Consider the following 25,603-nt stretch of genomic DNA (forward strand, 5'->3'; position numbering starts at 1 on the left):
TTTAGCATTAAGAATGCAATTTGTTTACCTTTGTAACGTTACAATGTTAAACCGCAGTGTTGTCAATGATAAACAACGAAGAATTTACAAAAAGACTACAAAAAGTCATCAATTTTTACGGAGAATCAGCCTCGTCTTTTGCTGAAAAAATTGGTGTGCAACGTTCTAGTATATCTCATATATTATCGGGTAGAAATAAACCCAGTTTGGACTTCGTTTTAAAAGTACTCTCCTCCTTCCCTGAAGTAGAATTATATTGGCTAATGAATGGCAAAGGACATTTTCCTTCAAAACAAAAAGAAGCTCATAAACCTCAAGTTTCGGAAACAAAACAAAAGTCGATCGCAAATCACACGACACCTTCTCCTTCTCCTTCTCCTTCTCCTTCTCCTTCTCCTTCTCCTTCTCATGACAAAGACATTGACCGTATCGTTATTTTTTACAAGGATGGTACATTTAAAAATTTTGAACAGTCTTAGCTCGTCAATCCTTGTAGGTCTATTTTTACTAATGAATATGTTCAGATTTCAAGGAAATCGCGTTCGGTTTTGTAATTTTGTATAAAACAAATTCTATGCGCTACCGTTTTCTCTTATTACTTCCTTTGCTTTTCATAAACTGCTATGAAGTAGAACGCAATTGTGCCGATTTTAAAACTGGCACTTTTGAATTTACTTTTATGGTAGATGGCGTTGAAAAAACCGGCACTTTTGTGAGAACTCCCGAGTATAATATTGATTACTTCGATAATAAAGTAGATTCGGCATCTATACGCTGGATTAACGACTGTGAGTTTATTCAAAAAGAACTGCATCCAAAAAGTCGAGATGAACAAAAAGCCATACATTTTAAGATATTAAGTACTACGGAAGATTCTTATACATTTGAATATAAATTGGCAGTAAAAGAAGATTACAAAAAGCAACGTGTTGAAAAGGGTACTGCTAAAAAAATAAAGTAATATGTTAGAGTTTTTATTGACAGGTGACGCTATTATGGCATTGCTAACATTGACGTTTTTAGAGATTATTTTAGGTATAGATAATATTGTTTTTATTTCTATAGCTGCAAATAAACTCCCTGAAAATGAAAGAAGTAAAGCCACAAATATCGGACTTATACTTGCTTTGGTGCAGCGCGTTATTTTGTTGTTTTTCGTGTCTTTTCTCGTTGGACTTTCAAAACCTTTTTATCATTTTGAAACCAGTTGGATTGAGCTCCATATAAGTTGGCAAGCACTAATTTTGTTCGTAGGCGGTTTGTTTTTAATCTATAAGAGCACATCCGAGATAAGGGAAAAAGTAAACTTTCCAGAGCATGATGAAGACCAAATAAAAGGAAAAAAAATAACTACACTCTCGAATGCTTTAGTGCAGATATTGATTATTGATTTTATTTTTTCAATAGATTCTATTCTTACAGCTGTTGGAATGACTAATGGCTTACACCCAAACCATAATTACACTTTAGTATTAATGATTATTGCGGTAATGATTTCTATTGCGATCATGATCATATTTGCCAACCCAATTCGTCGTTTTATTGACACCAACCCAAGTATTCAAATGCTAGGTCTTGCCTTTTTAATTTTAATTGGCTTTATGCTTATTACAGAGGCGGCCCACTTATCTCATACATCCTTCTTTGGAAACAAGGTTGGCGCAATACCAAAAGGTTATTTATATTTTGCTATTGCCTTCTCACTATTTGTTGAATTCTTAAATTATAGAATTAACAAGAGCGCTAAGAAAAAACGGAAATCATAATCACGCTCTTAAAACAATGTGATTTGTCCCTGATCATCATCTTCTCCTCCTTTTTCAGAGCCGTTATCAGCTTGAGGGTTATCTTCGTTTTTCGCTTCGGAAACACTATTGGCATCAGAAGGCTCAACAGTTTCACTCACAACCTCTATTTCTTCTGCTGGTTTTTCTTCAGGAGCCTCATACGGCAAAGGATCTAACAAATTAACTTGGTTGATTTTTTCTTTGGTTAACTGGTTGCCAAGCGCATTAATCCCTTTTATTGCGATAAACTCTTCTAGATTAACAACCTCATTATCTTTTCGGTCTTTGCCTCGTTCTTTCTTAAATTCTATTTCGGCCATTGGCTTCCAATCTGTGGACACAATTTCCAACTGAGAATCTGGATGTTCCGAAATAAAAGACTCTTCTCTACCCTCATTCTCAATTAAAAAACGTTTCACATAATACATGTCTTTTTCGCCATTATAATACACCACAGAAATTGGTTTTTTAGGAACCCATTTTTCTAACACAATCATGTCATCATCAAAATGTGTACTTAATTCTGGGAGAATGGTTTTTACATTTCCAGATTGCGTAATAATAAGTAACCTGTCTTCTCCTCTAAATTCTCCAATTAATTCTCCACGATCATCAACGTTAAGTCGCTGAACGGTATCATCAAACCAGATTTTACGAGGCTTTAGAGTTGACACTCCTTTTTCTTTAAGTTCAATTTTCTTTACAGCATATTTAGTCACTAAATTTCCTTTTGAAGCTCTCCCTTTGATAAGAACATCTGCAAAATCTAAGTCCCATTTCAACTTTTTAATACTACCAACTTGCCTCAAGTGAACTGTAATGACCTCTGCCTCTCCATTTGGGTTAGCCGAGAAATACCACAGTTTCGAACTTTTAGATCCGTTGGTTAAATCGTATTCTTTATCTCTTGTCATCGATGTAACGGCAAAACGTTTTACATAAGTAGAGCCTTTACTTCCATCGCGATAAATCATATTGTAAATTGTACGTTTGTCTTTCTTTTTAAAGACTGCAACATGGATAATATCCTTTCCTACGAAGGTTTTACTACCAACCTTAGTCACCATCATTTTTCCATCTTGGGTAAACACAATAATATCGTCAATATCACTACAATCGCAAACATATTCGTCTCTACGAAGCGAGGTTCCAATAAACCCTTCAGCTCTATTTACATATAATTTTGTGTTTCTAATAACCACCTTTGTCGCGTCAACATCTTCAAACGTTCTTATTTCTGTTTTACGCTCTCTACCTTCTCCATATTCTTTTTTCAAACGCTGGAAATAAGCAATAGCGTAATCAATTAGATTTGCTAAGTGATGTTTCACCTCAGCAATTTGATCTTCAAGAGCATCAATTTTTTGTTGTGCCTTATCAATATCAAATTTTGAAATACGCTTAATTCTAATTTCTGTCAAACGCGTAATATCTTCAACAGTTATTGCTCGTTTCAAATGTTTAACATGAGGTTTCAAACCTTTGTCAATGGCTTGAATAACACCTTCCCAAGTCTCTTCTTCTTCAATATCTCTATAGATTCTCTTTTCAATAAAAATACGTTCTAAAGACGCGAAATGCCACTGTTCTTCAAATTCTCCAAGTTTAATTTCTAATTCACTTTTCAAAAGCTGAACCGTATTATCAGTAGAGCGTCTTAACATTTCAGACACGCCAATAAACAGCGGCTTATTATCTTCAATAACGCAACCTAATGGAGATATTGATGTTTCACAGTTTGTAAATGCATAGAGTGCATCGATAGTTTTATCTGGTGAGATGCCACTTGGAAGGTGCACCAAAATTTCGACGTCTGCAGCAGTATTATCCTCAATCTTTTTAATTTTAATCTTCCCTTTATCATTCGCTTTTAAAATAGAATCAATTAAAGACGATGTATTAGTTGCAAAAGGGATTTCAGTAATTACGAGGGTATTTTTATCTAATTGCGAAATTTTCGCTCTTACTCTTACTTTTCCTCCTCGAAGTCCGTCATTATAATTTGACACATCAGCAATACCAGCAGTTGGAAAATCTGGTACAATGGTAAATCGTTTTCCTTGTAAATGCTTTACAGAAGCGTTGATTAATTCGATAAAATTATGAGGTAAGATTTTGGTAGATAAACCAACCGCAATTCCTTCTCCTCCTTGAGCCAACAACAATGGAAACATTACAGGAAGATTAATAGGCTCTTTACGACGACCATCGTAACTGGCTTGCCATTGTGTTATTTTTGGGTTATACACAACATCCAAACCAAATTTAGAAATACGAGCTTCTATGTAACGTGAGGCGGCTGCACTATCACCTGTGAGAATATTTCCCCAGTTTCCTTGAGTGTCAATCAACAAATCTTTTTGGCCAATTTGCACCATTGCATCTGCTATACTTGCATCTCCATGTGGATGATATTGCATGGTATGCCCAACAATATTGGCTACTTTATTATATCTGCCGTCATCTAAATCTTTCATAGAATGCATAATACGACGTTGAACAGGCTTAAAACCATCTTCTATAGCTGGCACTGCTCTTTCTAAAATTACGTACGACGCATAATCAAGAAACCAGTCTTTATACATGCCTGTAACCCTCGTTATACTTTCTTGAGGCTCGTCTTGATTGTCAATGATATCGGTGTTATCTTCGCTCATTAATCTGTCTTGTTTTTATTCATTTTAATCATCTTGCTCAAAGATTGTTTAATATAACGTCTTTTTTTTCGAGACACTAAAGTAACATTAAACACCTCACTAGTTTTTCTATCGCGATGATCTTTAAGATAAAATGTTAGTGTTTTATATACAATATAGTTGTTAAACTTAAAACCATAAAGTTGATCTTTTTCGAATTCTAATTTATACTCTCTATAATTATACTTTTCTGAAATGAGCAAACCTCTATTAATGACCACAACCTTAAGGCCATCACTATCATATTCAAAGTATTTAGAAATAAAATGAACCAAAATAAAAAGCAATGCAAAACCAAAAGCAATAAGTAAAAACGTAAGTGTAGGGTTTCTTGTAAGATCAGTAAAAACCTTAAAGACAGTAGCAAAAACAATAGCCAAAACCATCAATATAAAATATACTGATATAATTGTATTTTTAACTTTTGAATTGTTTGTTCGCATATTCTAATTCAATCGAATATTAAAATCATTTAAAATTTTATCAAGTTCTTTTTTGGTAATAAGAACATCTACAATATTCCCTTCCTTATTTTTGATTTTTAGCTTTATTTGGTTTAATGATTCTGACGTTGATGACTTTGTAACGTACTCACAAATCTTACTTTCGGTAAGCACTTCGTCATTTATAGCTAAAACCTCATCACCATACTTCAATTTCGTTTTCAGGTCCTCATCCCAAACATAACCAATAACAATCTTACTATTTTTAAAGGTTCTAGTAAAACCAAGCATTGGCTTGCTGACATCTAAAGTTTCAGAATACGGATTAAAATAAAAGCGTTTGTTCTTAAAGTCTATGGTCATTACACCATAATTTAAGAGCTCTGCTCCAATCTTAGAATTATCATCTTTGGTTGTATGGGTGATATAATTTTTAATTTCAAAATCATTTATTACCAGTGTTGGCAAATGCACTCTTATTTGATTATTCACAGGAACCTCCCCAAACAAACTAATAGATGATGCGCCATCACTTTGACCAATGGCATTAAAAATAGTTTTAGATTTAAAAATGTCGAAATTTTCTCGAGAGACATCATACAAACTTCCCATTCCTGTATCGATTAGCACAAGTTCCTTACCGCTCTCTTTTCCCTTAAGTTTAATCCACACATAAGGGCTGCTTTGATTTCCTACTAATTTAATCTTTTCGGAAAGTTTCTTATCCAATTGTAATCGCCTAGGTCTATCCGTTAGTTTTAAAACTCTATTTTTGGCATCAATTTGAAGTATTGATTGCCTAAGTAAATTACTTCCAATAAAACCGTCAATACCGAAGCATTTAAAAATATCACTCCTATTAAGGTCATAAACCAAGGCTGTAGCATTTTCAAACTCTACAGCACCAAGTTTTAAACTCTTTAATGAAACAACATCGAGGTTTTGTTTTTTTCTATTAGCATCGTTGGTTGGAATAGTAGCTATTATCTTAGGCTTGACAGCTTGCAAGACTTCAGCCGATATAATATTTGGCGCACCTGTATCTAATAAAAATCGATACGTTTTGCCTTCAATCTCAACTGGGATTATAATCTTATTTTTATCAAACTCAAACGGAATCTCTTCGTAGTAGTTTTTACTTTTGGCGTACCCATTTTTTAAACTAGCATTTTGAGCACACGCCGTTAGTGAAAAAGCTAAAACAAGTAGCTTACATACAATTTGAATTCTTATCTTCATTCTACTTCTCCTCAACCAAATCTAATTCAACTTTCAAATTATTAATTATAAACTCTTGACGTGATGGTGTGTTTTTACCCATATAAAAAGATAACAACTCTTCAATAGACATGTCTTTATCTAGCATTACAGGATCTAAGCGAATATCATCTCCAATAAAATGCACAAACTCATCTGGCGAAATTTCACCAAGTCCTTTAAATCGTGTGATTTCTGGTTTTGGTTTTAATTTATTAATCGCGTTTCTTCGTTCTTCCTCAGAATAACAGTAAATCGTTTCTTTTTTATTACGCACTCTAAACAAAGGCGTTTGTAGAATATACAAATGTCCTTCTTTTATGACTTCTGGGAAAAACTGCAGAAAAAACGTAATCAATAACAATCTAATGTGCATACCATCAACATCGGCATCAGTTGCAATAACAATGTAGTTGTATCTTAAATCCTCTAAGGATTCTTCAATGTTTAATGCTGCCTGTAAGAGATTAAACTCCTCGTTTTCATACACAATCTTTTTACTTAAACCATAACAATTAAGCGGCTTTCCTTTTAGGCTAAATACGGCTTGCGTATTAACATCTCTTGATTTTGTTATACTACCAGAAGCAGAATCTCCCTCTGTAATAAACAATGTAGTTTCAAGATTGCGTTCATTCTTAGTATCTCCAAAATGCACGCGACAATCTCTTAGTTTTTTGTTATGTAAACTGGCTTTTTTAGCTCTGTCTTTCGCTAATTTTCTAATTCCTGAAAGTTCTTTACGTTCGCGCTCAGCTTGTAAAATTTTACGTTGAATTTTCTCAGCTGTATCCGGATTTTTATGTAAATAATTATCCAGATAGCGCTTCATAAAGTCATTGATATAAGTCCTTACTGTAGGTAAATCACCTCCCATATCTGTAGACCCTAGTTTTGTTTTGGTTTGACTTTCAAAAACAGGCTCCATTACTTTTATTGAAATTGCTGAAGCCACCGATTTTCTAATATCCGAAGCTTCATAATTTTTTCCGTAAAACTCGCGCAACGTCCTTACTAAAGCCTCTCGAAATGCAGCTAAGTGCGTTCCTCCTTGTGTAGTGTTTTGTCCATTTACAAAACTGTGATATTCTTCACTGTATTGCGTTTTACTATGTGTTAGTGCGACTTCAATATCATTCCCCTTAAGATGTATTATATCATAAAGTCTGTCGGTTTCAGATATATTTTCTGCTAAAAGATCTCTAAGTCCGTTTTCACTAAAATACCTTTCTCCGTTAAAAACTATAGTTAACCCCGGATTGAGATACACATAGTTTTTAAGCATCTTTGCTACATATTCATTACGATACTTATAATTTTTAAATATACTATCGTCTGGTATGAAAGATACTTTTGTACCCTTGCGTCTAGATGTATCATCTAACTTTTCCTCATTAGTAAGATTACCTTGTTCAAATTCAGCTGAGGCCGATTTGCCATCACGAGTAGATTCTACTCTGAAATAATTTGATAAAGCGTTTACTGCTTTGGTACCTACACCATTTAATCCTACCGATTTTTTAAATGCTCTAGAGTCATACTTTCCTCCTGTATTCATTTTAGAAACTACATCCACTACTTTTCCTAACGGAATACCACGACCATAGTCTCTCACAATAACTTTGTTTCCTTGAATAGAAATCTCGATAGTCTTACCTGCTCCCATGACATATTCGTCAATTGAGTTGTCTAAGACTTCTTTAAGCAATATGTATATACCATCATCTGGTGATGATCCATCACCTAGTTTACCAATATACATACCTGGTCGCATTCTAATGTGTTCTTTCCAATCGAGCGAGCGTATATTTTCTTCAGTATATTTGGTTTCTTGAGACATAAAAGGAAAAAAATTAAGATAGAACGCTAATATAAGATAACGTTGTAAAAAATGAAATAGGGATTACACAAAGTAATTAACAATAAAAGCCCAATTTTGTTGAGAACATTGCTGTTTTAGAGAATATGTGATAATTCTTCTGCTTTTTACTTTAAATGTCTATTTCTAGTGTGCAACAAATTAGTCATATAGCGTTTTAAAAACAACATATTTACTAATCTACCAAAGATACTGAAAGGTGCTTTAAAATCAAACTTATCGATCATCAATGTACCATCATTTTTTGCTTTGAATATATGCTCGTGTCGAAACGATTTAAAAGCACCTGAAACCATTTCGTCTACAAAATAATGAGGCGTCTCAAATTGAGTTATTTTTGAAATAAGTTGCTGTTTAAACCCTAGGTGCTTGGCTTCCCATGTCACCCATTCATCCAGCTGGATTAAACCAGAAGTTTTTCCTGCAATTGCTTTTTCGTTTGAATGTACTAGGGTTTATGTATGAAAATCAATATCACGTGAGAGCTCAAAACAAATTTGAACATTTGCCTTGACATGCTTTTTGATTTCAATTAAAGGCATTATACATTAAATAGGAAATGCATGACATCTCCATCTTTTACGATATAATTTTTTCCTTCAACACGCATTTTTCCTGCCTCTTTCACCTTAGATTCGCTTCCATAATCTGCATAGTCATCATAAGCAATAACTTCAGCTCTAATAAAGCCCTTTTCAAAGTCGGTGTGAATAACGCCAGCTGCCTGAGGAGCAGTTGCTCCAATATCTACAGTCCAAGCGCGCACCTCCTTCTCTCCTGCCGTAAAATAGGTTTGTTGGTTTAGCAATTTATAGGCTGAACGGATTAATTTAGATGAACCTGGTTCGTCTAATCCAATATCTTGAAGAAACATTTGACGTTCTTCATAGTCATCTAATTCGTTAATATCGGCTTCGGTACCAACGGCCAATACAAGCACTTCTGCATTTTCATCTTTAACAGCTTCTATCACTTGCTCTACGTAAGTATTTCCATTAACTGCACTACCTTCATCAACATTACACACATACATTACTGGTTTTGAAGTAATAAGTTGTGCTGGCTTTACAAATTCTTCCTGTTCATCATCACTAAACTCTAATGCTCTTACCGATTTTCCTGCTTCGAGTCCTTCTTTGAGTTTTAACAATATAGCTTCCTCTTTTTGAGCTTCCTTATTCCCAGTCTTTGCTGCACGCTTTACCTTATCAAGCTTCTTTTCGACAGTTTCTAAGTCCTTAAGTTGCAACTCCATATCTATTGTTTCCTTATCTCGTATAGGATCAACACTACCATCTACATGTACAATATTGTCATTATCAAAACAACGCAATACATGAAGAATCGCATCGGTTTCACGTATGTTTCCAAGAAATTGATTACCAAGACCTTCTCCCTTACTCGCTCCTTTTACCAAACCTGCTATATCAACAATTTCTACTGTTGCAGGCATCACACGTTCTGGGTTAACCAAAGATTCTAATTTTTGGAGTCTAGGGTCTGGTACATTAACTACGCCAATATTTGGTTCAATAGTACAAAAAGGAAAGTTTGCGCTTTGTGCTTTAGCATTAGACAAACAATTAAATAAGGTTGACTTTCCAACATTTGGCAGTCCTACAATTCCAGCTTTCATAAGTTTTGTTTTTGCGAGTGCAAAGGTAATTAATTAGAATAAAATAATGCTTGAATATTCGTTTTTTGATAGTCAATTATAATTCAGTGATTTTATACTTTCATTCCTTGAAATTTGTTTCATGTGTCAAAATAGATTGTTCTCTGATGATATAAATACGTTCCCTAGCTAAAAAGGCACGCTTACTAAATGATATGACCCGCTTACTAGTTTAGCATTTCCAGAATTAATATAACTATATACTTTTAATTCAAATTCTATTGTCATGTTCAAAAAACTCAGTTTCTTCATCGTCTTAATTTTTGTGTTCGGTTGTAAAAAAAACACAAAGAATGATTCAGAATCATTAGACATTGCCAAATCAAATACGCTTCTTAAAGAGCAAACTATCAATGAAACACTTACAAAAAACACTGAAATAGTCTTCTGTTTGGATGCAACTGGCAGTATGAGTGGGCTCATAGATACTGCCAAAGAAAAGATTTGGGATATTGTTAGTGAACTGGCCCAAAGCAATGAGGTAGACACCTTAAAAATGGGCATGATATTTTATAGAGATCGCGGGGACAATTTTATAACTCGACAAATTCCAATGACCACAGATCTTGATGAAGTCTATGCCGACTTACTTGAAATCACCGCAGATGGCGGAGGCGACACACCTGAAAGTGTTAATCAAGCATTACATGAATCTGTGATTGACATGAAGTGGTCTTCGAAAGCAAATACATATAAAACCATTTTTGTTGTTGGAGATTGCCCTCCTCACATGGATTATCAAAATGATGTAAAATATACTGAAAGTTGTAAACTAGCCGCATCAAAAGGCATTGTTATAAATACCATAAAACTTGGCAACAGTTGTTTAGACGCCATTACACATTTTAAACAAATGTCTACATGCACCAATGGTCAGTTTTTAAAACTAGATCAAAATGCAAAAGATTATACTATTGCTACACCTTATGATTCTGAAATTAATGCACTTTCAAAAGACATTGACGACTCAAGGATGTATTACGGAACACATGCAGAACGCGAATACAATTACAACAAAAAGAGCAAATCGATGAAGGTTTATGATGATGGTTCTGTAACTGCCAATAGTGCGCGTGCCGAATACAAAAGCAGTAAAGTAGGAAAAAAAGGGGCTTATGGTACGAACGAAATTATAAGTGATTATGATGAAGGAAAGCTAAATTTAGATAAGATAAAAGAAAGTGAATTACCGAAAGAACTCAAAGGTTTAAGTGTTTCAGAAAAAAAGGAATATATAGAATCCCTTTCTAACAAGAGAAAAGAAAATTACACCAAGCTCAATCAGTTATTCAAAAAGAAACGAGCATACATTAAATCTAAAGAAAATGAGCAAAAAGACAGCACGTCATTTAGTAAGGAAGTCATTAAAGTTATGAAAGAACAGTCAAAAAAAGACCATAGCTAAAAAGAGAGGTTACCTAGTAAGGGGAAAAGACACTCTTTTGTTTGCTCCGTTGTATCGAGAGTTGACATAAGGTGTCTTTTTTATATTGTATTGTTTTATGGGATGGAAAACCTATAGAATCAAAATCTGTAGTTATGGTATACAAAGGATCTTTAGCATCTTCTTCAGCATACATTTTATCTTCCACTAGTTTTAAAACACCATTATTCCAATTGTAGCGTAGTACATTCTTTTTAAATTGAAATTCACCACTAGGATGGTTTTTTCGTGTTCTAATTTTCTTGACTAAGAGATTGTCTTCGTTATACTCAAAATGAGTAACATCATAAAAATCCAAGTCTTCTGGAAACGCTCCTTTACCCAATTGTCCAACGCGAGATATTAGTCTTTCATTTTGAATGACATAAGTGTAATATATAGACCAACTTACATTTGAGACTCTAGATTCAAAAATAGTATCTCCTTTACGCTGCCTTTCGTAAACAAACAACTCAGAATAATCTGTAAATAAATTTCTCTTTACTAATAATCCTAATGAGTCATATTTGTAAGTATTATGACAGCACATAAACCCTTTTATATTCTCATTTACTATATTAAATTTGTTTTTGATAGAATAACTTGAAGTGTCCCCTAATTGGAATCTATTGATAGACCCTGAGACTATAATTTCAAATGTCGAGTCTATATCTTTTTCATGCATGAGATATGGCATGTTATCTACATAGTCTATCAGGATAGGCGTTAAAGACTTATTCTCCTCCTTAGCATTAGAACAAGAGCACAAACAAAAAACAAAAGATACAAGTACAACCCATTTCATATCAATCACTAACAGAAAAAAACTGTGTTTATTGCCAGTACCATGCTTTCATAAGGTGTCACTTTAAAAATGATAAGCTTACAATATTATAGATAACCCATATAAATACACAAGCTATAACAATCATAAGGACACAACCGAAATGTTTCCAAAATCCAGTATAACCTTCTTTATTTTGACGATCCATAATGGCAATTTAAACAAAAAACCCGAGCAATAGTGCTCAGGTTTTGTTTATCATTTAGTCCTTTTACTAATTAATCTTCTGGATGCATAAAACGTTGTTTACCAAGAAGCTCTTCTTCAGACTCTACATTGTCGTCATCAGGAACACAGCAGTCAACAGGACAAACAGCAGCACATTGAGGTTCTTCATGAAATCCTTTACATTCTGTGCACTTATCTGGAACTATATAGTAAATCTCATCACTAATAGGTTCTTGCGATTCCTCGGCGTCAACGGCATTTCCATTTGGCAAAACAATACTTCCTTCTAAACTTGTTCCATCATTATACCTCCAGTCATCAGCACCTTCGTATATAGCTGTGTTTGGGCATTCTGGTTCACATGCACCACAGTTAATACATTCATCTGTTATTATAATTGCCATAGTAATTTTTCTTTTGAGTTTGCTTACGTAAATTTGCAGTTGCAAAAATAAAGCCAAAACATCGTATAACCAAACACAATATGGATTTACAACAAAGAATTAATGCATTTGTAAAACTAGGCGAATTTTTAAGCCAGTTTTCTCAAAAAGCTATTGAAAAAAATCAGCCTGTAGCTTTCAATGATCTATTTTTTGATGGCTTTAAACATCAAATAAAATTGGCTCAGGAGCATAATGGCTGGTTTACTCAAAAGAATGTTCTATTTTCAATTGATGGATGGTCTAAACAACTAACAAACAGCACTATTAATGAATGGCTGTCAAAGTATCACTTTAATACTGAAAATTTAAAAACTATTGCCATTATTATGGCTGGAAACATTCCTTTAGTTGGATTTCACGATTTCTTATCTGTATTAATTTCAGGACAAAAGGTACTTGTAAAACAATCGTCTAACGACAAGCATCTACTTCCCTATTTAGCTAAGTATTTAGAGCATGTTGAGCCAGAATTTAAAGGCAGAATTGTATTTACCGAAGAAAAATTGGAAAATTTTGATGCCGTTATTGCTACTGGCAGCGATAATACAGCGCGTTATTTTGAGTATTATTTTAAAGACAAGCCTTCCATAATAAGAAAAAACAGAAACTCTATAGCTGTATTATCTGGAGGCGAAACCAGTGAAGAACTTAAGGCGCTTTCGGAAGATATTTTTAGATACTATGGACTTGGCTGCAGAAATGTGTCAAAATTATTTGTACCTCATAACTATAATTTCGACAGCTTTTTCAAAGCTATGTACGATTGGAACCCAATTATCCATCAAGCAAAATATGCCAATAACTACGATTATAATAAAGCAGTGTATTTAATGAGCGAATTTGACATGCTTGAAAACGGATTCCTCATGATTAAAGAAGATGAAAGCTTTTCATCTCCAATCGCAACCGTATTTTATGAAACTTACAGTTCTAAAGAAGAACTATTAAATGTATTGGAAGCAAAGAAAGATAAGATACAATGCATTGTTGGGAATGGTGTTAATGAAAGTGAAGTGAAGTTTGGACAAACTCAATTACCAAACTTATGGGACTATGCAGATGATGTGGATACTATTTCGTTTTCGTTGACAATCTGTTAATAAAATATCGGTATTTTACTGCATTTTTTATGAGAATTTACCACCTTTGTGAGAATTGAAAACACAATATATTTTTCGTTCTTTCGGAAATAAAAATAGACATAAATGAAAAGACATAATTTTAGCGCCGGACCATGTATTTTACCAGGAGAAGTGCTTCAAAAAGCATCTGAAGCCGTTATAAATTTTGATAATGGATTATCACTTTTGGAAATATCGCATCGTAGCAAACCTTTTGTTGATGTGATGGAAAGAGCCAGATCATTAGCCTTAGAACTTCTTGGCTTAGAAGGCAAAGGTTATAAAGCCTTGTTTTTACAAGGTGGTGCCAGTACGCAATTTTTAATGGTTGCCCTTAACATGCTTGAAAAACGTGCAGGTTACTTAAATACAGGAACTTGGAGTGACAAAGCAATTAAAGAAGCAAAAATATATGATGATATTTATGAAGTAGCCTCGTCAAAAGATGCAAATTTCAATTATATCCCAAAAGGTTATGACATTCCTACAGATTATGACTATTTCCACTGCACGTCAAACAACACTATTTTTGGAACTCAAATGAAAACGTTTCCAAATTCACCAATACCTATGGTATGTGATATGAGTAGTGATATTTTTTCTCGTAAGTTGGATTTTTCAAAATTTGACCTAATTTATGCTGGCGCTCAAAAAAACATGGGACCTGCAGGAGCTACTCTGGTTGTAGTCAAAGAAGACATTCTAGGCAAAGTGTCTCGAAAAATTCCATCAATGATGGATTACAAAATTCATATAAGCAAAAGTAGTATGTTTAATACGCCTCCTGTATTTTCAGTTTATGTATCAATGCTAACATTGCAATGGTTGAAAGATTTAGGAGGAATTCCAGCTATTGAAAAAGAAAATGATAAAAAAGCCCAACTCATATATTCTGAAATAGATCTCAACCCTTTATTTAAAGGATTTTCTACAAAAGCAGATCGCTCAACTATGAATGCCACCTTTACTTTAGCCAATGAAGATTTAAAAGAAACTTTTGAAACTATGGTTAAAGACGCTGGTATTAACGGTTTAAATGGCCACAGAAGTGTTGGAGGATATAGAGCATCAATGTACAATGCATTACCTCTTGAAAGTGTTGGCATTTTAGTGGATGTTATGAGTGAATTAGAAAGAAAAGCATAAATAAAATTAAATGAAAGTATTAGCAAACGATGGTGTTTCACCAAGCGGGATTGCAGCATTAGAAAATGCTGGTTTCGAAGTTTCAACAACAACTGTAGCCCAAGAACAACTCATTAATTATTTGAACGATAACCACATTGACGTGCTCCTAGTACGCAGTGCAACAACCGTTCGGAAAGATTTAATTGATGCCTGCGACCATTTAAAAATAATTGGTCGTGGTGGTGTAGGTATGGACAATATTGATGTTGATTATGCACGCAGTAAAGGAAAGCATGTTATTAACACTCCAGCTGCGTCGTCGCAATCTGTTGCAGAGTTGGTTTTTGCTCATCTATTTGGAGGCGTTCGTTTTCTACACGACTCTAATAGAAATATGCCTTTAGATGGTGACACACGATTTAAAGCCTTAAAGAAAAACTATGCTAAAGGTGTAGAACTTAGAGGTAAGACACTTGGTATCATTGGCTTTGGTAGAATTGGTCGAGAAGTTGCTAAAATAGCTCTTGGCGTTGGAATGAAGGTTATCGCTAGCGATAAATTTGTTGGAAAAGCAACAGTAAAGGTTGAATTTTACAACGGACAGTTTATTAATGTAGATATTGAAACAGAACCAATGAAGGATGTATTAAAACACGCCGACTTTGTAACACTTCACGTTCCTGCACAAAAAGATTACGTCATTGGCGAAAAGCACTTTGCTTTAATGAAAGAAGGCGTTGGTATTGTTAATGCTGCACGTGGTGGTGTTATTGATGAAGTTGCTCTGGTAAAAGCCATCGAATCTGGAAAAGTAGCCTTTGCAGGATTAGATACTTTTGAAGAAGAACCAACTCCTGCTGTTCAAGTACTAATGAATGGGCATATCTCACTTACTCCTCATATTGGAGCGGCTACCAACGAAGCTCAAGATAGAATTGGAACGGAATTAGCCGAACAAATTATTAGCATTTTAAAATCATAGCATTTTAAAATGTGACCTAAACAAAAAAAATGAGTCCTACTTAATGTTAGGACTTTTTTTTGTAAATTGAATGTCCAACTTATATTAACTTTATTTAAAAACAATTATGTCAGGAATTTTAGACTTATTAAACAGTGACCTTGGTAAAACAATTATTAGTGGTGTATCAAATGAAACAAGACAACCACAAAACAAAACACAAGATGTATTAACCATGGCTTTGCCAGTATTAATGGCAGCTATGAAACGAAATGCATCAACACCAGAAGGTGCACAAGGTTTAATGGGCGCTCTTAGCAATAAGAAACATGATGGAAGCATTTTAGATAATCTTGGTGGCCTATTTGGAGGTGGCGTTAATGATGACGTTAAAACAGATGGTGATAAAATTCTAGGACATGTTCTTGGTAATAGAAGACAAGGTGTTGAAAAAATTATTGGTGAGAAATCTGGTATCGATTTAGCTTCTGTTGGAAATATTTTAAAAGTGGCTGCTCCTATTTTAATGGGTGTTTTAGGAAAACAATCTAGACAAAACAATGTAAGTTCACCAAATGATTTGGGTGGCTTATTAGGAGGTCTTCTTGGTGGAAATCAAGCAAAAGAAGAACAGAGTTTCTTAGAGAAAATCTTAGATGCAGATGGCGATGGAAGCGTTATTGATGATGTTGCAGGAATGGTATTAGGAGGTTCAAAGAAAAAAGGTGGACTTGGAGGTTTACTTGGTGGTCTTTTTGGCAAATAAAATAGACTTAAAGCATTTAAAAAAGTCAAACAAAATGTTTGGCTTTTTTTTATACCCTTTTGACTCATTCAAAGCATGACTTCACTCATTATTAGTTTAGGAAACAATTTATTCGTCATACTTTTGATTCAACTTAAAAATTAATGGTTAAAATCATTAGCATACAAATGCTTCGGAATGATTTTTGTAACTTTAAAAGAAAAAAAGATGAAACATTATTTTAGCCTTTTAGTCATGGGCTTGTTATTATTTAATTGTGGAACGGCTCAAACTGTAGGTAATGACACCGCACAAGACAATATTCCTGAAGAGGATATCGTTAAAATATCCAACGACGACATTGAGTATGAAATTTTAATTATTGAACCTGGTTTTAATGGTTGGTTAGCCTCGATGGCAAGACCCGAAGGTTATTATTCTCAATCATTTCTTGAAGCCAGAAATACAATTCTTGTAAGAGAATGGAATACTAGAGTATTACAAGTAAATAGGTTTGACCCCAACCTTTATGAAATGCAAATAGATTATCAACCTCATATAGATTATGGTTATGACGTAAACTATAAACTCTATAATTACTTTATATACTTTCAACTTACGCACAAACAACAATTATCCACATTTGTTCCTAGAATTTAAAGTATCTTTGCATAGCAAATTTAGGCTATGTTAAAAGACTTTAAAACAAAATGGCAAATACAACAAAACTGGCAACTATTGTTTCCAGTTTTGGGGTTAATAGGATTAGGATATAGTGCCTATAAATTGGCATTAGTCTTTACTAAAACACTTCATATCACAGTAACTATAGGCGTTGCCATATTGTTGATGTTTATACTTTTAAAATTAACATTGTTTGTTTTTAAAAAGCTTGAAACAAAGTGGATCGTTTCCTACCGATGGGAAATGATACGTATTTTTATTGTATTTGCCATCACTGGCTCCTCCTCTGTCTTTGTTGGACGACCAATAACGCAACTATTCGGAATTACTAAAGAAAACTTAAATCCCTTTATTTATTGGGCTTTATTTATTATCATTGGCCTAATTTTTTACCAAATCCTTTTGGTCGCCTTTGGTTGGCTTTTTGGTCAGTTTAAATTTTTCTGGGAATTTGAAAAGAAAATGTTGAAACGATTCGGGTTTGGTAAATTCATTAAGGAATAATGTCAGATAAAAAACAACACATATCTACTAAGTTAGTGGCGCTTTTGTTAGCTTTTACGCTAATAGTGCCTTCTGTTGTTAAATTTTCACACGCCTTAAGCAGTCACGAACATGAGGTTTGTTTTGATGAAAATCAAACTCATTTTCATAATGTTGATGTTGACTGTGAATTTTATAAATTTAAGTTAAGTAATAGCTTATATATTCAATTAGAAGATTATTCGTTATCAGCAGATGATACGATATATAAACCTATTACTCCTTATCATAATTTCTTAAAAAGTCATCAGCAATTATTCTCTTTCTTAAGGGGGCCTCCTTGTTCAATGTAGTTATATATTTAGCATTATACACATTTAACAATTTTCAATGAAATATTATTTTTTATGCATTGCGATTTCATTTTTTGGAATTACAAATGCTCAAAATTGTTCGTTGACGTTTTTAGGAGAAATCACAGATTTTCATGATGCCTCTCCTATTTCTGCAGCAACAATTTATATTAAAAACTTAGACCGTTACATAACCTCAGATATTGATGGTAAATTTAAGATAGAAGATCTTTGCGAAGGTGACCTAACTTTGGTTATTTCTCACGTTGGTTGCGAAACTAAAACTGTTACGTTCAATATGAATAGTGATTTATTTAAAGAAATCGCATTAGAACATCATATTGAAGAACTTGGTGAAATTACTGTTAAGAACAGTGTTGCACGTAAAGAAACCAAAACAGCACAAGAAACCACAATAAAGTCTAAAGAGCTCGCAAAATATAGTTCTTTAAGTCTTGGAGATGCCTTAAAAGAAGTTTCAGGGGTATCATCTATTAATACAGGTAACACGATTGTTAAACCAATGATTAATGGGATGCATAGTAGCCGCTTGCTAATTTTAAACAATAACGTACGTTTGCAAGATCAAGAATGGGGTATTGAACATGCTCCAAACATTGATATTAATTCTGCTAATCAAATTTCTGTAATCAAGGGTTCTGGTACATTAGCTTATGGAGGTGATGCTATTGGCGGGATTGTAGTCATTAAACCTTCTAGATCGTTACTTAAAGATACCATATTTGGAAAAACCACTATTGGTGGCCAAACCAATGGTAGAGGGTACAACTTAACTACAAGTTTAAACTCAAATTTTAAATCTGGGTGGTTTGCCAACATACAAGGTAGTTTTAAAAAGAACGGAGATTTCAAAGCGCCCGATTATAATTTAACTAATACGGGATCTCAATCACAAGGCCTTTCTATAAGAGCTGGTAAAAAGCAATTTGAAAGTGGTTTTGAGATTTTTTATAGTTATGTGAATAATGAAATAGGGATATTAAGAGCATCTCATATTGGTAACATAGCGGATTTAGTATCAGCAATTAACACACAAGAACCTTTGGTGATTGATGATTTTAGTTATGACATTAATTTTCCAAAACAAGACGTTACTCATCATTTAATAAAAGCATCTTATTATAGGAGGTTTAAGAACTTTGGAAAATTATCATTACAATATGATTATCAGAATAATCAACGTTTTGAATTTGATGTTCGTGTAGGAAGTGATAGAAACAAACCTGCTTTGGATTTGACACTTCAAACGCACACATTAAATGCTGATGCCATATTAGACGCTAAAGACACATATAAGTTGAAATTTGGCGCTTTAGCGCGTTATCAAGATAATTTTGCTAATCCTGACACTGGAGTAAGACGATTAATTCCAGATTATGAGCGTTACGACTTTGGTGCGTACATAACATCTGAATGGGATATCTCTGACGAGTTATTATTAGATGCCGGTATCCGATATGATTTTAACAGAATCGATGCGAAAAAATTCTATCAAACTAGTAGATGGGAACAACAAGGTTATGACCAAGATTTTGGTTCAATTGTAATTGAAGATTTGGGAACACAATTGTTAACCAATCCTGTTTTCGATTTTCATAATTTTTCATTTGCTTCAGGTTTAAAATATGAATTAAATGATCAAAGTTTTATTACCGCTAATTATGCATTAGCTAGTAGACCTCCTAACCCTTCAGAGTTATTTAGTGATGGTTTACACCACTCTGCTGCGAGAATAGAATTGGGAGATTTAAGACTTGATCAAGAATTATCAAATCGATTTTCTGCAAGTTATTCATTTGAGAAGAAACGCTTAAATATCTTGTTAGAGGCTTTTTATAATCATATTAGCGACTTTATGTTTTTACAACCAACTGGGATAGAACAAACCATAAGAGGAGCATTTCCTGTATGGGCTTACCAGCAAACCAATGCCGCTTTATACGGAATTGATTTTTCTGCAAATTATGAATTCAATGATGCCCTGAGTCTTTTGAATAAATCGGCCTATATAAAAGGTGATGATCTAAAGAACGACACGGCACTAATCGATATTCCTGCATTTAATACAATCAATCAAATTAAGTATACCAATCCTAAATGGAATGGTTTTTCTGCAAGTTTGAAAAGTGAATGGGTTTTTGAACAAAAAAACTATCCTGATTATAATTTTGAAACCTTTATTGCCTCAACAAATCAAACTGTCTTGGTAGACATTAGTACGCCACCAGGAGCATACCATTTATTACATCTTTACAGTGATATCAACTTTGATATTACGAAGCATACAAAGTTAAACTTAGCTTTATCGATCAATAATTTGCTTGATACAAATTTCAGATCATATTTGAACAGACTCCGTTATTTTGCTGATGACTTAGGAAGAAATGTGATGTTACAAATTCAATTAAATTATTAACTCAAAATTAAATTACAAACACAAAATTTTAAAATTATGAAAACTATTAAATATTTATTTATATCAATTTTATCTTTAGCTACATTTACTAATTGCTCAAGTGATGATGACAATCCACCACCAGTGAATGAAGAAGAAGTAATCACAACCTTAAGAGTAACTCTAATTCCACAAGGAGGTGGAGATACAGTAACTTTAGAAACTCGCGATTTAGATGGTGACGGACCAAATGCACCTGTTGTAACCGTTTCTGGCGATTTAGCTGCAATGACAACGTATGCAGGAAGCGTAGTTGTGTTAAACGAACTTGAAGATCCTGCAGATAATATTACCTTAGAAGTTCAGGAAGAAGATGAAGATCACCAATTCTTTTACACCTTATCAAATAACTCTGGTGTAACAGTAGCTTATACTGATCAAGATGCTGACGGCAATCCAGTAGGATTAGCATTTACTTTAACTACTAGTGCTGCTTCAACAAATAATACGTTAACGGTAACACTAAGACACGAGCCTAACAAATCTGCTTCTGGTGTAAGTAATGGAGATATTACAAACGCTGGAGGAGAAACCGATATTGATGCATCATTTCCTTTTGATGTTGCCAATTAGTAGGATTCTTTTGTAAAAAACGAAAGGCGTGCTTATAAGCACGCCTTTCGTTTTTTAATATTGTTTTTTAACTTACATCAATAACAGTTTCATCTGATGGTTTTTCCGAAGAAAAAACATAAGTATAAAACCACATTATTGTAAACGATGGAATAAAGTCAGTTCCTGGGATTATTTCTTCAATAAACGTAAAGATACCAGCCAATTTACCCTTACTTCCTTTATACATTTTAGTCATTAAGTAACCCGAAAATGGCGCCCAAACAATATCGATAAATGGAATCATTCCGATAGCATCCAATATAAGGCTTAATACTAATTTTTTATTTTTTGAAGTGTTTTTCAATGTCATAGTGTATTTGTAATTTACTTATTATAAAGCAAATAGTGTTCCAAATATTGGTTTATGACAATTTTTCGCTAATGAGCTTTAAGAACTCTGTTCGTGTTTCCATATTTTTAAAAGCACCCCTAAAACCAGATGTTGTGGTGGTAGAGTTTTGCTTTTGCACACCTCGCATCATCATACACATATGGGATGCTTCTATAACAACAGCAACCCCTTCAGGTTTCAAGGTGTTATTGATACAATCCAAGATCTGTTCGGTTAAACGCTCCTGCACTTGCAAACGTCTAGAAAATACATCTACGATTCTTGGTATTTTGCTCAAACCCACAATATGTCCATTAGGAATATAGGCAATATGTGCTTTTCCAAAAAATGGAAGGATATGATGTTCACAAAGAGAATACAACTCAATGTCTTTAACAATGACCATTTCATTATAGGACTCCTTAAACATTGCACTTTTCAAAATCTCTGCGGCATCTTGATCATAGCCTTGTGTTAAAAACTGCATAGCTTTAGAAGCACGTTCTGGCGTCTTTAAAAGTCCCTCGCGTTTAGTGTCCTCTCCTAACTCCTTTATGATTTGTTCATAACGCTGCTTGACGTCATCGGTTACTTGGATATTGTATTCTTCAAATTTTTGGTATGGCATTATAAGTCTAAATTAAGTTTTACTAAATGTAAGTAAAAAAATTAAGACAAAATTTTAGTATTCCATTATAAAAACATTAACAGTAAGCTAATCTTTTTAACGTTTACTTATGAAAATTGAGCGATTAGCATAGGTAGTTTTGTATACCTAACTGTAACAAACTAAAAAATCTAGGGTCTTTAAATTAATTAGAGACTAATCATCAATCAAAATAAAATGAAATTTCGCTTAATCTTATTAGCATTTATAGCATTTGGCTTTCTCACAAATGCTCAAGAAAAGAAACAACTCCAAATTAAAAGAACCTCTACACCTCCAAAAATTGACGGTGTTTTAGATGATGCTGTTTGGCAAACAGCAGATATCGCAACAGATTTTACGCAGTTTAGACCCGAAATGGGAGTAGCACTTCCTGCGCATCAAAAAACAACAGTAAAAATGGCTTATGACGATAATGCCATTTATGTATCTGCCTATTTGAAGGATAAACCAGAAGACATTCAAACGCAGTTTACTAGTCGCGATAATTTTGGTAATTCAGATTTTTTTGGAATCATTCTTAACCCGAATAATGACGGACAAAATGATACCGAGTTTTTTGTATTTACTTCTGGTACCCAAGCCGATGCCGTTGCATCTCCAAGTAATGGTGAAGATTTTGGATGGAATGCCGTTTGGGATAGTGCTGTAAAAATGGTAGATGATGGTTGGATTGTTGAAGTAAAGATCCCATACAGAGCACTACGCTTTTCTAATCAAGAAGTTCAAACTTGGGGAATTCAATTTCACAGACGATTTCGAATTAGTAATTCACAATATTCTTGGAATCCAATTGATAGAACTAAAGGAAATATTGGTTTGTATAATGGAGAACTTGTTGGCATAAGAAATATTGAACCTCCTACTCGACTGCTGTTTTATCCGTTTTTATCTACAATTTATGATAGCAACAAAAAACCTGAATATAATATTGGTGCCGATGTGAAATTTGGTTTAACCGAAAACTTTACTCTAGATGCCACTTTAATCCCAGATTTTAGTCAAGCTGCCTTTGATAACGTAAGATTAAATTTGGGGCCTTTTGAACAAACCTTTGGCGAACAACGTCAATTTTTTAAGGAAGGGGTTGATTTATTTAATAAAGGAAATTTATTCTTCTCAAGACGAATTGGAAATGCACCAATTGGTAGTCCAAATTTGGCAGAAAATGAAGAAGTTATAGACATGCCAACAGAGGTTAAAACCCTTAACGCTTTGAAAGTATCTGGACGTACCAAAAAAGGATTAGGAATAGGGTTCTTTAATGCCATTACCGAAAAAACAGAAGCAAGTATCAGAAACACTGTGACCGACGAGACACGCCGAGAAGTTGTTGAGCCATTGGCTAATTACAATATTCTTGTGGTTGACCAGCAATTTAATGGGAATTCATCAGTGAGTTTAATTAATACCAACGTAACAAGAAATGGGCGTTTTAGAGACGGAAATGTGACTGGGCTTCTAGCCGATATCTCAAATAAAAGAAACACCTATAATATTCGTGGGCAACTAAAAATGAGTAATGTCAATCTGCCAAGCGGAACGGAAACAGGTTTTAATTCGTTTTTTCTGATTAGAAAATCGCATGGTAATTATAGATATAGTTTCGATCATCGCTTATCGGATACTAAATATGATATTAATGATTTGGGTTTAAACTTTCGAAATAACCTTAATAATTTTGGTATTGACGGGTCATACCAGATTTTTGAACCTACTGAAAAGTTAAATAACTTCAGAATTAATGGTTGGGTAAACTACAGACGTCTATTTAAACCAAGTACTTTTACTGGAACTAATTTTGGTTTTAATATGAACGCTCAAACTAAAAAACTTCTTTGGTTTGGAGCAAATCTTAATTTTGAACCAGGAAAACAATTCGACTTTTTTGAACCAAGAGACTTTGAAAACAAGCGCTTTTTTGTATTTAAGAACATAGGATTTATTGGCGGTTGGTTTGAAACCAATAATAATAAACCTTTTTCTATTGAAGTTAATGGAGGTACATTTCATGCATTCGATAAGGAAAGAGATTTATTTGGATATGATTTTGGGATAGAACCAACATATCGTTTTAGCGACAAGTTCTTTGTTAATTATGGTTTTTCATATCAAAACAATAAAGGTAGTAGAGGCTTTGTAACAAACATTGATGACGATATTGTCTTTGGTGAACGTGACATTTTAACCATTGAGAACAGTATTTCTAGTAGTTATAGTTTTAACCCTTTCCACACATTGTCATTGTCATTTAGAAACTTTTGGTCTACAGTAACCTATGATGAAGGTTTATTTGCATTGCAGGAAGATGGTAGCTTAAACAGAGATGATGATTACAGAACAACTGACATTTCTGATCCGAATGTAAATTTTAATACATGGAATTTAGATTTAAGCTACACATGGCAAGTTGCTCCTGGTAGTTTTTTAACTACGCTATATAGAAATAGGTTGTTTAATTTTAGTAATGCTTCTGAAGATTCTTATTTTGACAGTCTTAGTTCCTTATTCGATCAGTCTATTCAACATACATTTTCTATTAGACTTCAATACTTTATTGATTATAATAGTATAAAAAATGTGTTTAAAAAACGAAATACCAATGTCAATACATTGAGTAGATTCTCGAATAATCGTTATCGTTATGATCCTGATTTTTCAAATACTCGTTTCAGTTCAAATTATAATATTTTATAATTATCCATATTAAAGTAGTATTTTCGGAGCTCATTTCAACATGATGATAAAAGCAAAGAATATTCATAAAAACTATGGCGATTTACATGTCTTAAAAGGTGTCGATTTAGACATCAAAAAAGGGGAAATCGTATCAATTGTTGGCGCTTCTGGAGCAGGAAAAACGACCTTGCTACAAATTATTGGTACTTTAGATAAAATAAGCTCAAACAATACCAGTGAGCTTGTTATAAATGATGTTTCTATTCCTCAATTAGGAGATAAAGCATTAGCCAAGTTTAGAAACGAGCATATTGGTTTTATTTTTCAATTTCATCAATTACTGCCAGAATTCACAGCTTTAGAAAATGTTTGTATTCCAGCGTTTATAGGTGGTAAATCTCAAAGCGAAGCCGAAACACGTGCCAAAGAATTATTAGACTTTCTTGGCTTATCACATCGTTACGACCATAAGCCCAATGAGCTTTCTGGTGGAGAACAACAACGTGTTGCTGTAGCAAGAGCCTTGGTGAATAACCCTGGGTTAATTTTTGCTGATGAACCTTCAGGTAATTTGGACAGTGAATCTGCAGAGAATTTACACAATCTGTTCTTTAAACTTCGTGATGAATTCGGTCAAACTTTTGTCATTGTTACTCATAATGAAGAGCTTGCGAACATGGCAGATCGCAAATTAACGATGATTGATGGAAAGATAGTGGGATAACACATGCCAAGATATTCT

25 protein-coding genes are annotated in these 25,603 nt (G+C 33.7%); 15 read left to right on the plus strand and 10 right to left on the minus strand.

What is annotated here, in order from left to right:
* The first annotated feature begins 65 nt into the window (after positions 1-65).
* The 3 genes from Q0893_RS09405 to Q0893_RS09415 all read left to right on the plus strand — a co-directional run bounded on the left by Q0893_RS09405 (position 66) and on the right by Q0893_RS09415 (position 1,766).
* On the plus strand, positions 66-479 hold the full coding sequence (locus Q0893_RS09405) for a helix-turn-helix transcriptional regulator (protein ID WP_299274780.1): 414 nt from the start codon (positions 66-68) through the stop codon (positions 477-479).
* A gap of 95 nt (positions 480-574) precedes the next feature.
* On the plus strand, positions 575-961 hold the full coding sequence (locus tag Q0893_RS09410; protein ID WP_298901959.1) for a hypothetical protein: 387 nt from the start codon (positions 575-577) through the stop codon (positions 959-961).
* A gap of 1 nt (position 962) precedes the next feature.
* Entirely contained in the window at positions 963-1,766 is an 804-nt protein-coding gene (locus tag Q0893_RS09415; RefSeq protein WP_298901960.1) for a TerC family protein, read from the plus strand.
* Between the two features lie 8 nt (positions 1,767-1,774).
* On the opposite strand, the gene Q0893_RS09420 is transcribed toward Q0893_RS09415, so the two are convergent.
* From Q0893_RS09420 to ychF, 6 genes are all read right to left on the minus strand, one after another.
* A complete protein-coding gene (locus Q0893_RS09420) occupies positions 1,775-4,444 on the minus strand; it encodes a DNA gyrase/topoisomerase IV subunit A (RefSeq protein WP_299274786.1) in 2,670 nt (889 codons plus the stop codon).
* The gene (locus Q0893_RS09425; RefSeq protein ID WP_298901963.1) at positions 4,444-4,926 is read right to left on the minus strand and encodes a hypothetical protein; all 483 of its coding nucleotides are present in this window, start codon (positions 4,924-4,926) and stop codon (positions 4,444-4,446) included. The genes Q0893_RS09420 and Q0893_RS09425 overlap by 1 nt, the downstream gene beginning before the upstream one ends.
* 3 nt (positions 4,927-4,929) lie before the next feature.
* Complete coding sequence (locus Q0893_RS09430) at positions 4,930-6,165, minus strand: retropepsin-like aspartic protease (protein ID WP_299274791.1); 1,236 nt, start codon at positions 6,163-6,165, stop codon at positions 4,930-4,932.
* Position 6,166: 1 nt separating this feature from the next.
* Positions 6,167-8,023 (minus strand): DNA topoisomerase IV subunit B, encoded by a 1,857-nt coding sequence (locus tag Q0893_RS09435; RefSeq protein ID WP_298901965.1) that lies wholly within the window; start codon positions 8,021-8,023, stop codon positions 6,167-6,169.
* Between the two features lie 146 nt (positions 8,024-8,169).
* Positions 8,170-8,448, minus strand: coding sequence for a hypothetical protein (locus Q0893_RS19590; RefSeq protein WP_367180650.1), 279 nt, complete (start codon positions 8,446-8,448; stop codon positions 8,170-8,172).
* Between the two features lie 155 nt (positions 8,449-8,603).
* A complete protein-coding gene (ychF, locus tag Q0893_RS09445) occupies positions 8,604-9,698 on the minus strand; it encodes a redox-regulated ATPase YchF (protein ID WP_298901967.1) in 1,095 nt (364 codons plus the stop codon).
* 265 nt (positions 9,699-9,963) lie between these two features.
* Between ychF and Q0893_RS09450 the strand changes: the two genes are divergently transcribed.
* Positions 9,964-11,142: a vWA domain-containing protein gene (locus Q0893_RS09450; RefSeq protein ID WP_299274795.1), complete on the plus strand. Its 1,179-nt coding sequence runs from the start codon at positions 9,964-9,966 to the stop codon at positions 11,140-11,142.
* A gap of 13 nt (positions 11,143-11,155) precedes the next feature.
* Here Q0893_RS09450 and Q0893_RS09455 read toward each other — a convergent pair whose 3' ends face one another.
* Together Q0893_RS09455 and Q0893_RS09460 are read right to left on the minus strand one after the other, a co-directional pair.
* Positions 11,156-11,965, minus strand: a complete 810-nt coding sequence (locus Q0893_RS09455; protein WP_299274798.1) for a hypothetical protein — start codon at positions 11,963-11,965, stop codon at positions 11,156-11,158.
* 257 nt (positions 11,966-12,222) lie between these two features.
* Complete coding sequence (locus Q0893_RS09460; RefSeq protein WP_299274801.1) at positions 12,223-12,576, minus strand: 4Fe-4S dicluster domain-containing protein; 354 nt, start codon at positions 12,574-12,576, stop codon at positions 12,223-12,225.
* Positions 12,577-12,656: 80 nt separating this feature from the next.
* On the opposite strand from Q0893_RS09460, the gene Q0893_RS09465 reads away from it, so the two are divergent.
* The 9 genes from Q0893_RS09465 to Q0893_RS09505 all read left to right on the plus strand — a co-directional run bounded on the left by Q0893_RS09465 (position 12,657) and on the right by Q0893_RS09505 (position 21,142).
* Positions 12,657-13,718: an acyl-CoA reductase gene (locus tag Q0893_RS09465; protein ID WP_299274804.1), complete on the plus strand. Its 1,062-nt coding sequence runs from the start codon at positions 12,657-12,659 to the stop codon at positions 13,716-13,718.
* A 105-nt stretch (positions 13,719-13,823) separates the two neighbouring features.
* Positions 13,824-14,885 carry a 3-phosphoserine/phosphohydroxythreonine transaminase gene (gene serC, locus Q0893_RS09470; RefSeq protein ID WP_299274807.1) on the plus strand — a complete coding sequence of 354 codons (1,062 nt, stop codon included), beginning with the start codon at positions 13,824-13,826 and terminating at the stop codon, positions 14,883-14,885.
* 10 nt (positions 14,886-14,895) lie between these two features.
* Positions 14,896-15,849: a D-2-hydroxyacid dehydrogenase gene (locus Q0893_RS09475; protein WP_298901982.1), complete on the plus strand. Its 954-nt coding sequence runs from the start codon at positions 14,896-14,898 to the stop codon at positions 15,847-15,849.
* Between the two features lie 106 nt (positions 15,850-15,955).
* Positions 15,956-16,594: a DUF937 domain-containing protein gene (locus Q0893_RS09480; RefSeq protein ID WP_299274810.1), complete on the plus strand. Its 639-nt coding sequence runs from the start codon at positions 15,956-15,958 to the stop codon at positions 16,592-16,594.
* A gap of 207 nt (positions 16,595-16,801) precedes the next feature.
* Entirely contained in the window at positions 16,802-17,233 is a 432-nt protein-coding gene (locus Q0893_RS09485; RefSeq protein WP_298901984.1) for a DUF6146 family protein, read from the plus strand.
* A 27-nt stretch (positions 17,234-17,260) separates the two neighbouring features.
* Positions 17,261-17,761, plus strand: coding sequence for a DUF6787 family protein (locus tag Q0893_RS09490; RefSeq protein ID WP_298901985.1), 501 nt, complete (start codon positions 17,261-17,263; stop codon positions 17,759-17,761).
* Positions 17,761-18,093 (plus strand): hypothetical protein, encoded by a 333-nt coding sequence (locus Q0893_RS09495; RefSeq protein ID WP_299274815.1) that lies wholly within the window; start codon positions 17,761-17,763, stop codon positions 18,091-18,093. Before Q0893_RS09490 ends, Q0893_RS09495 begins: the two co-directional genes overlap by 1 nt.
* A 37-nt stretch (positions 18,094-18,130) precedes the next feature.
* Positions 18,131-20,530: a TonB-dependent receptor gene (locus tag Q0893_RS09500; RefSeq protein WP_299274818.1), complete on the plus strand. Its 2,400-nt coding sequence runs from the start codon at positions 18,131-18,133 to the stop codon at positions 20,528-20,530.
* Positions 20,531-20,566: 36 nt separating this feature from the next.
* Positions 20,567-21,142, plus strand: a complete 576-nt coding sequence (locus Q0893_RS09505) for a type 1 periplasmic binding fold superfamily protein (protein ID WP_298901988.1) — start codon at positions 20,567-20,569, stop codon at positions 21,140-21,142.
* A gap of 67 nt (positions 21,143-21,209) precedes the next feature.
* Here Q0893_RS09505 and Q0893_RS09510 read toward each other — a convergent pair whose 3' ends face one another.
* On the minus strand, positions 21,210-21,494 hold the full coding sequence (locus Q0893_RS09510) for a hypothetical protein (RefSeq protein ID WP_298901989.1): 285 nt from the start codon (positions 21,492-21,494) through the stop codon (positions 21,210-21,212).
* 52 nt (positions 21,495-21,546) lie between these two features.
* Complete coding sequence (gene folE / locus Q0893_RS09515; protein ID WP_298901991.1) at positions 21,547-22,143, minus strand: GTP cyclohydrolase I FolE; 597 nt, start codon at positions 22,141-22,143, stop codon at positions 21,547-21,549.
* 216 nt (positions 22,144-22,359) lie between these two features.
* Between folE and Q0893_RS09520 the strand changes: the two genes are divergently transcribed.
* Both Q0893_RS09520 and Q0893_RS09525 read left to right on the plus strand, forming a co-directional pair.
* Positions 22,360-24,879: a DUF5916 domain-containing protein gene (locus Q0893_RS09520; protein WP_299274823.1), complete on the plus strand. Its 2,520-nt coding sequence runs from the start codon at positions 22,360-22,362 to the stop codon at positions 24,877-24,879.
* 43 nt (positions 24,880-24,922) lie between these two features.
* Positions 24,923-25,585: an ABC transporter ATP-binding protein gene (locus Q0893_RS09525; RefSeq protein ID WP_298902234.1), complete on the plus strand. Its 663-nt coding sequence runs from the start codon at positions 24,923-24,925 to the stop codon at positions 25,583-25,585.
* Positions 25,586-25,603 lie beyond the last annotated feature (18 nt).

The sequence above is a fragment of the uncultured Psychroserpens sp. genome (assembly GCF_947494225.1).
In the GTDB taxonomy this organism is placed as follows: Bacteria; Bacteroidota; Bacteroidia; order Flavobacteriales; family Flavobacteriaceae; genus Psychroserpens.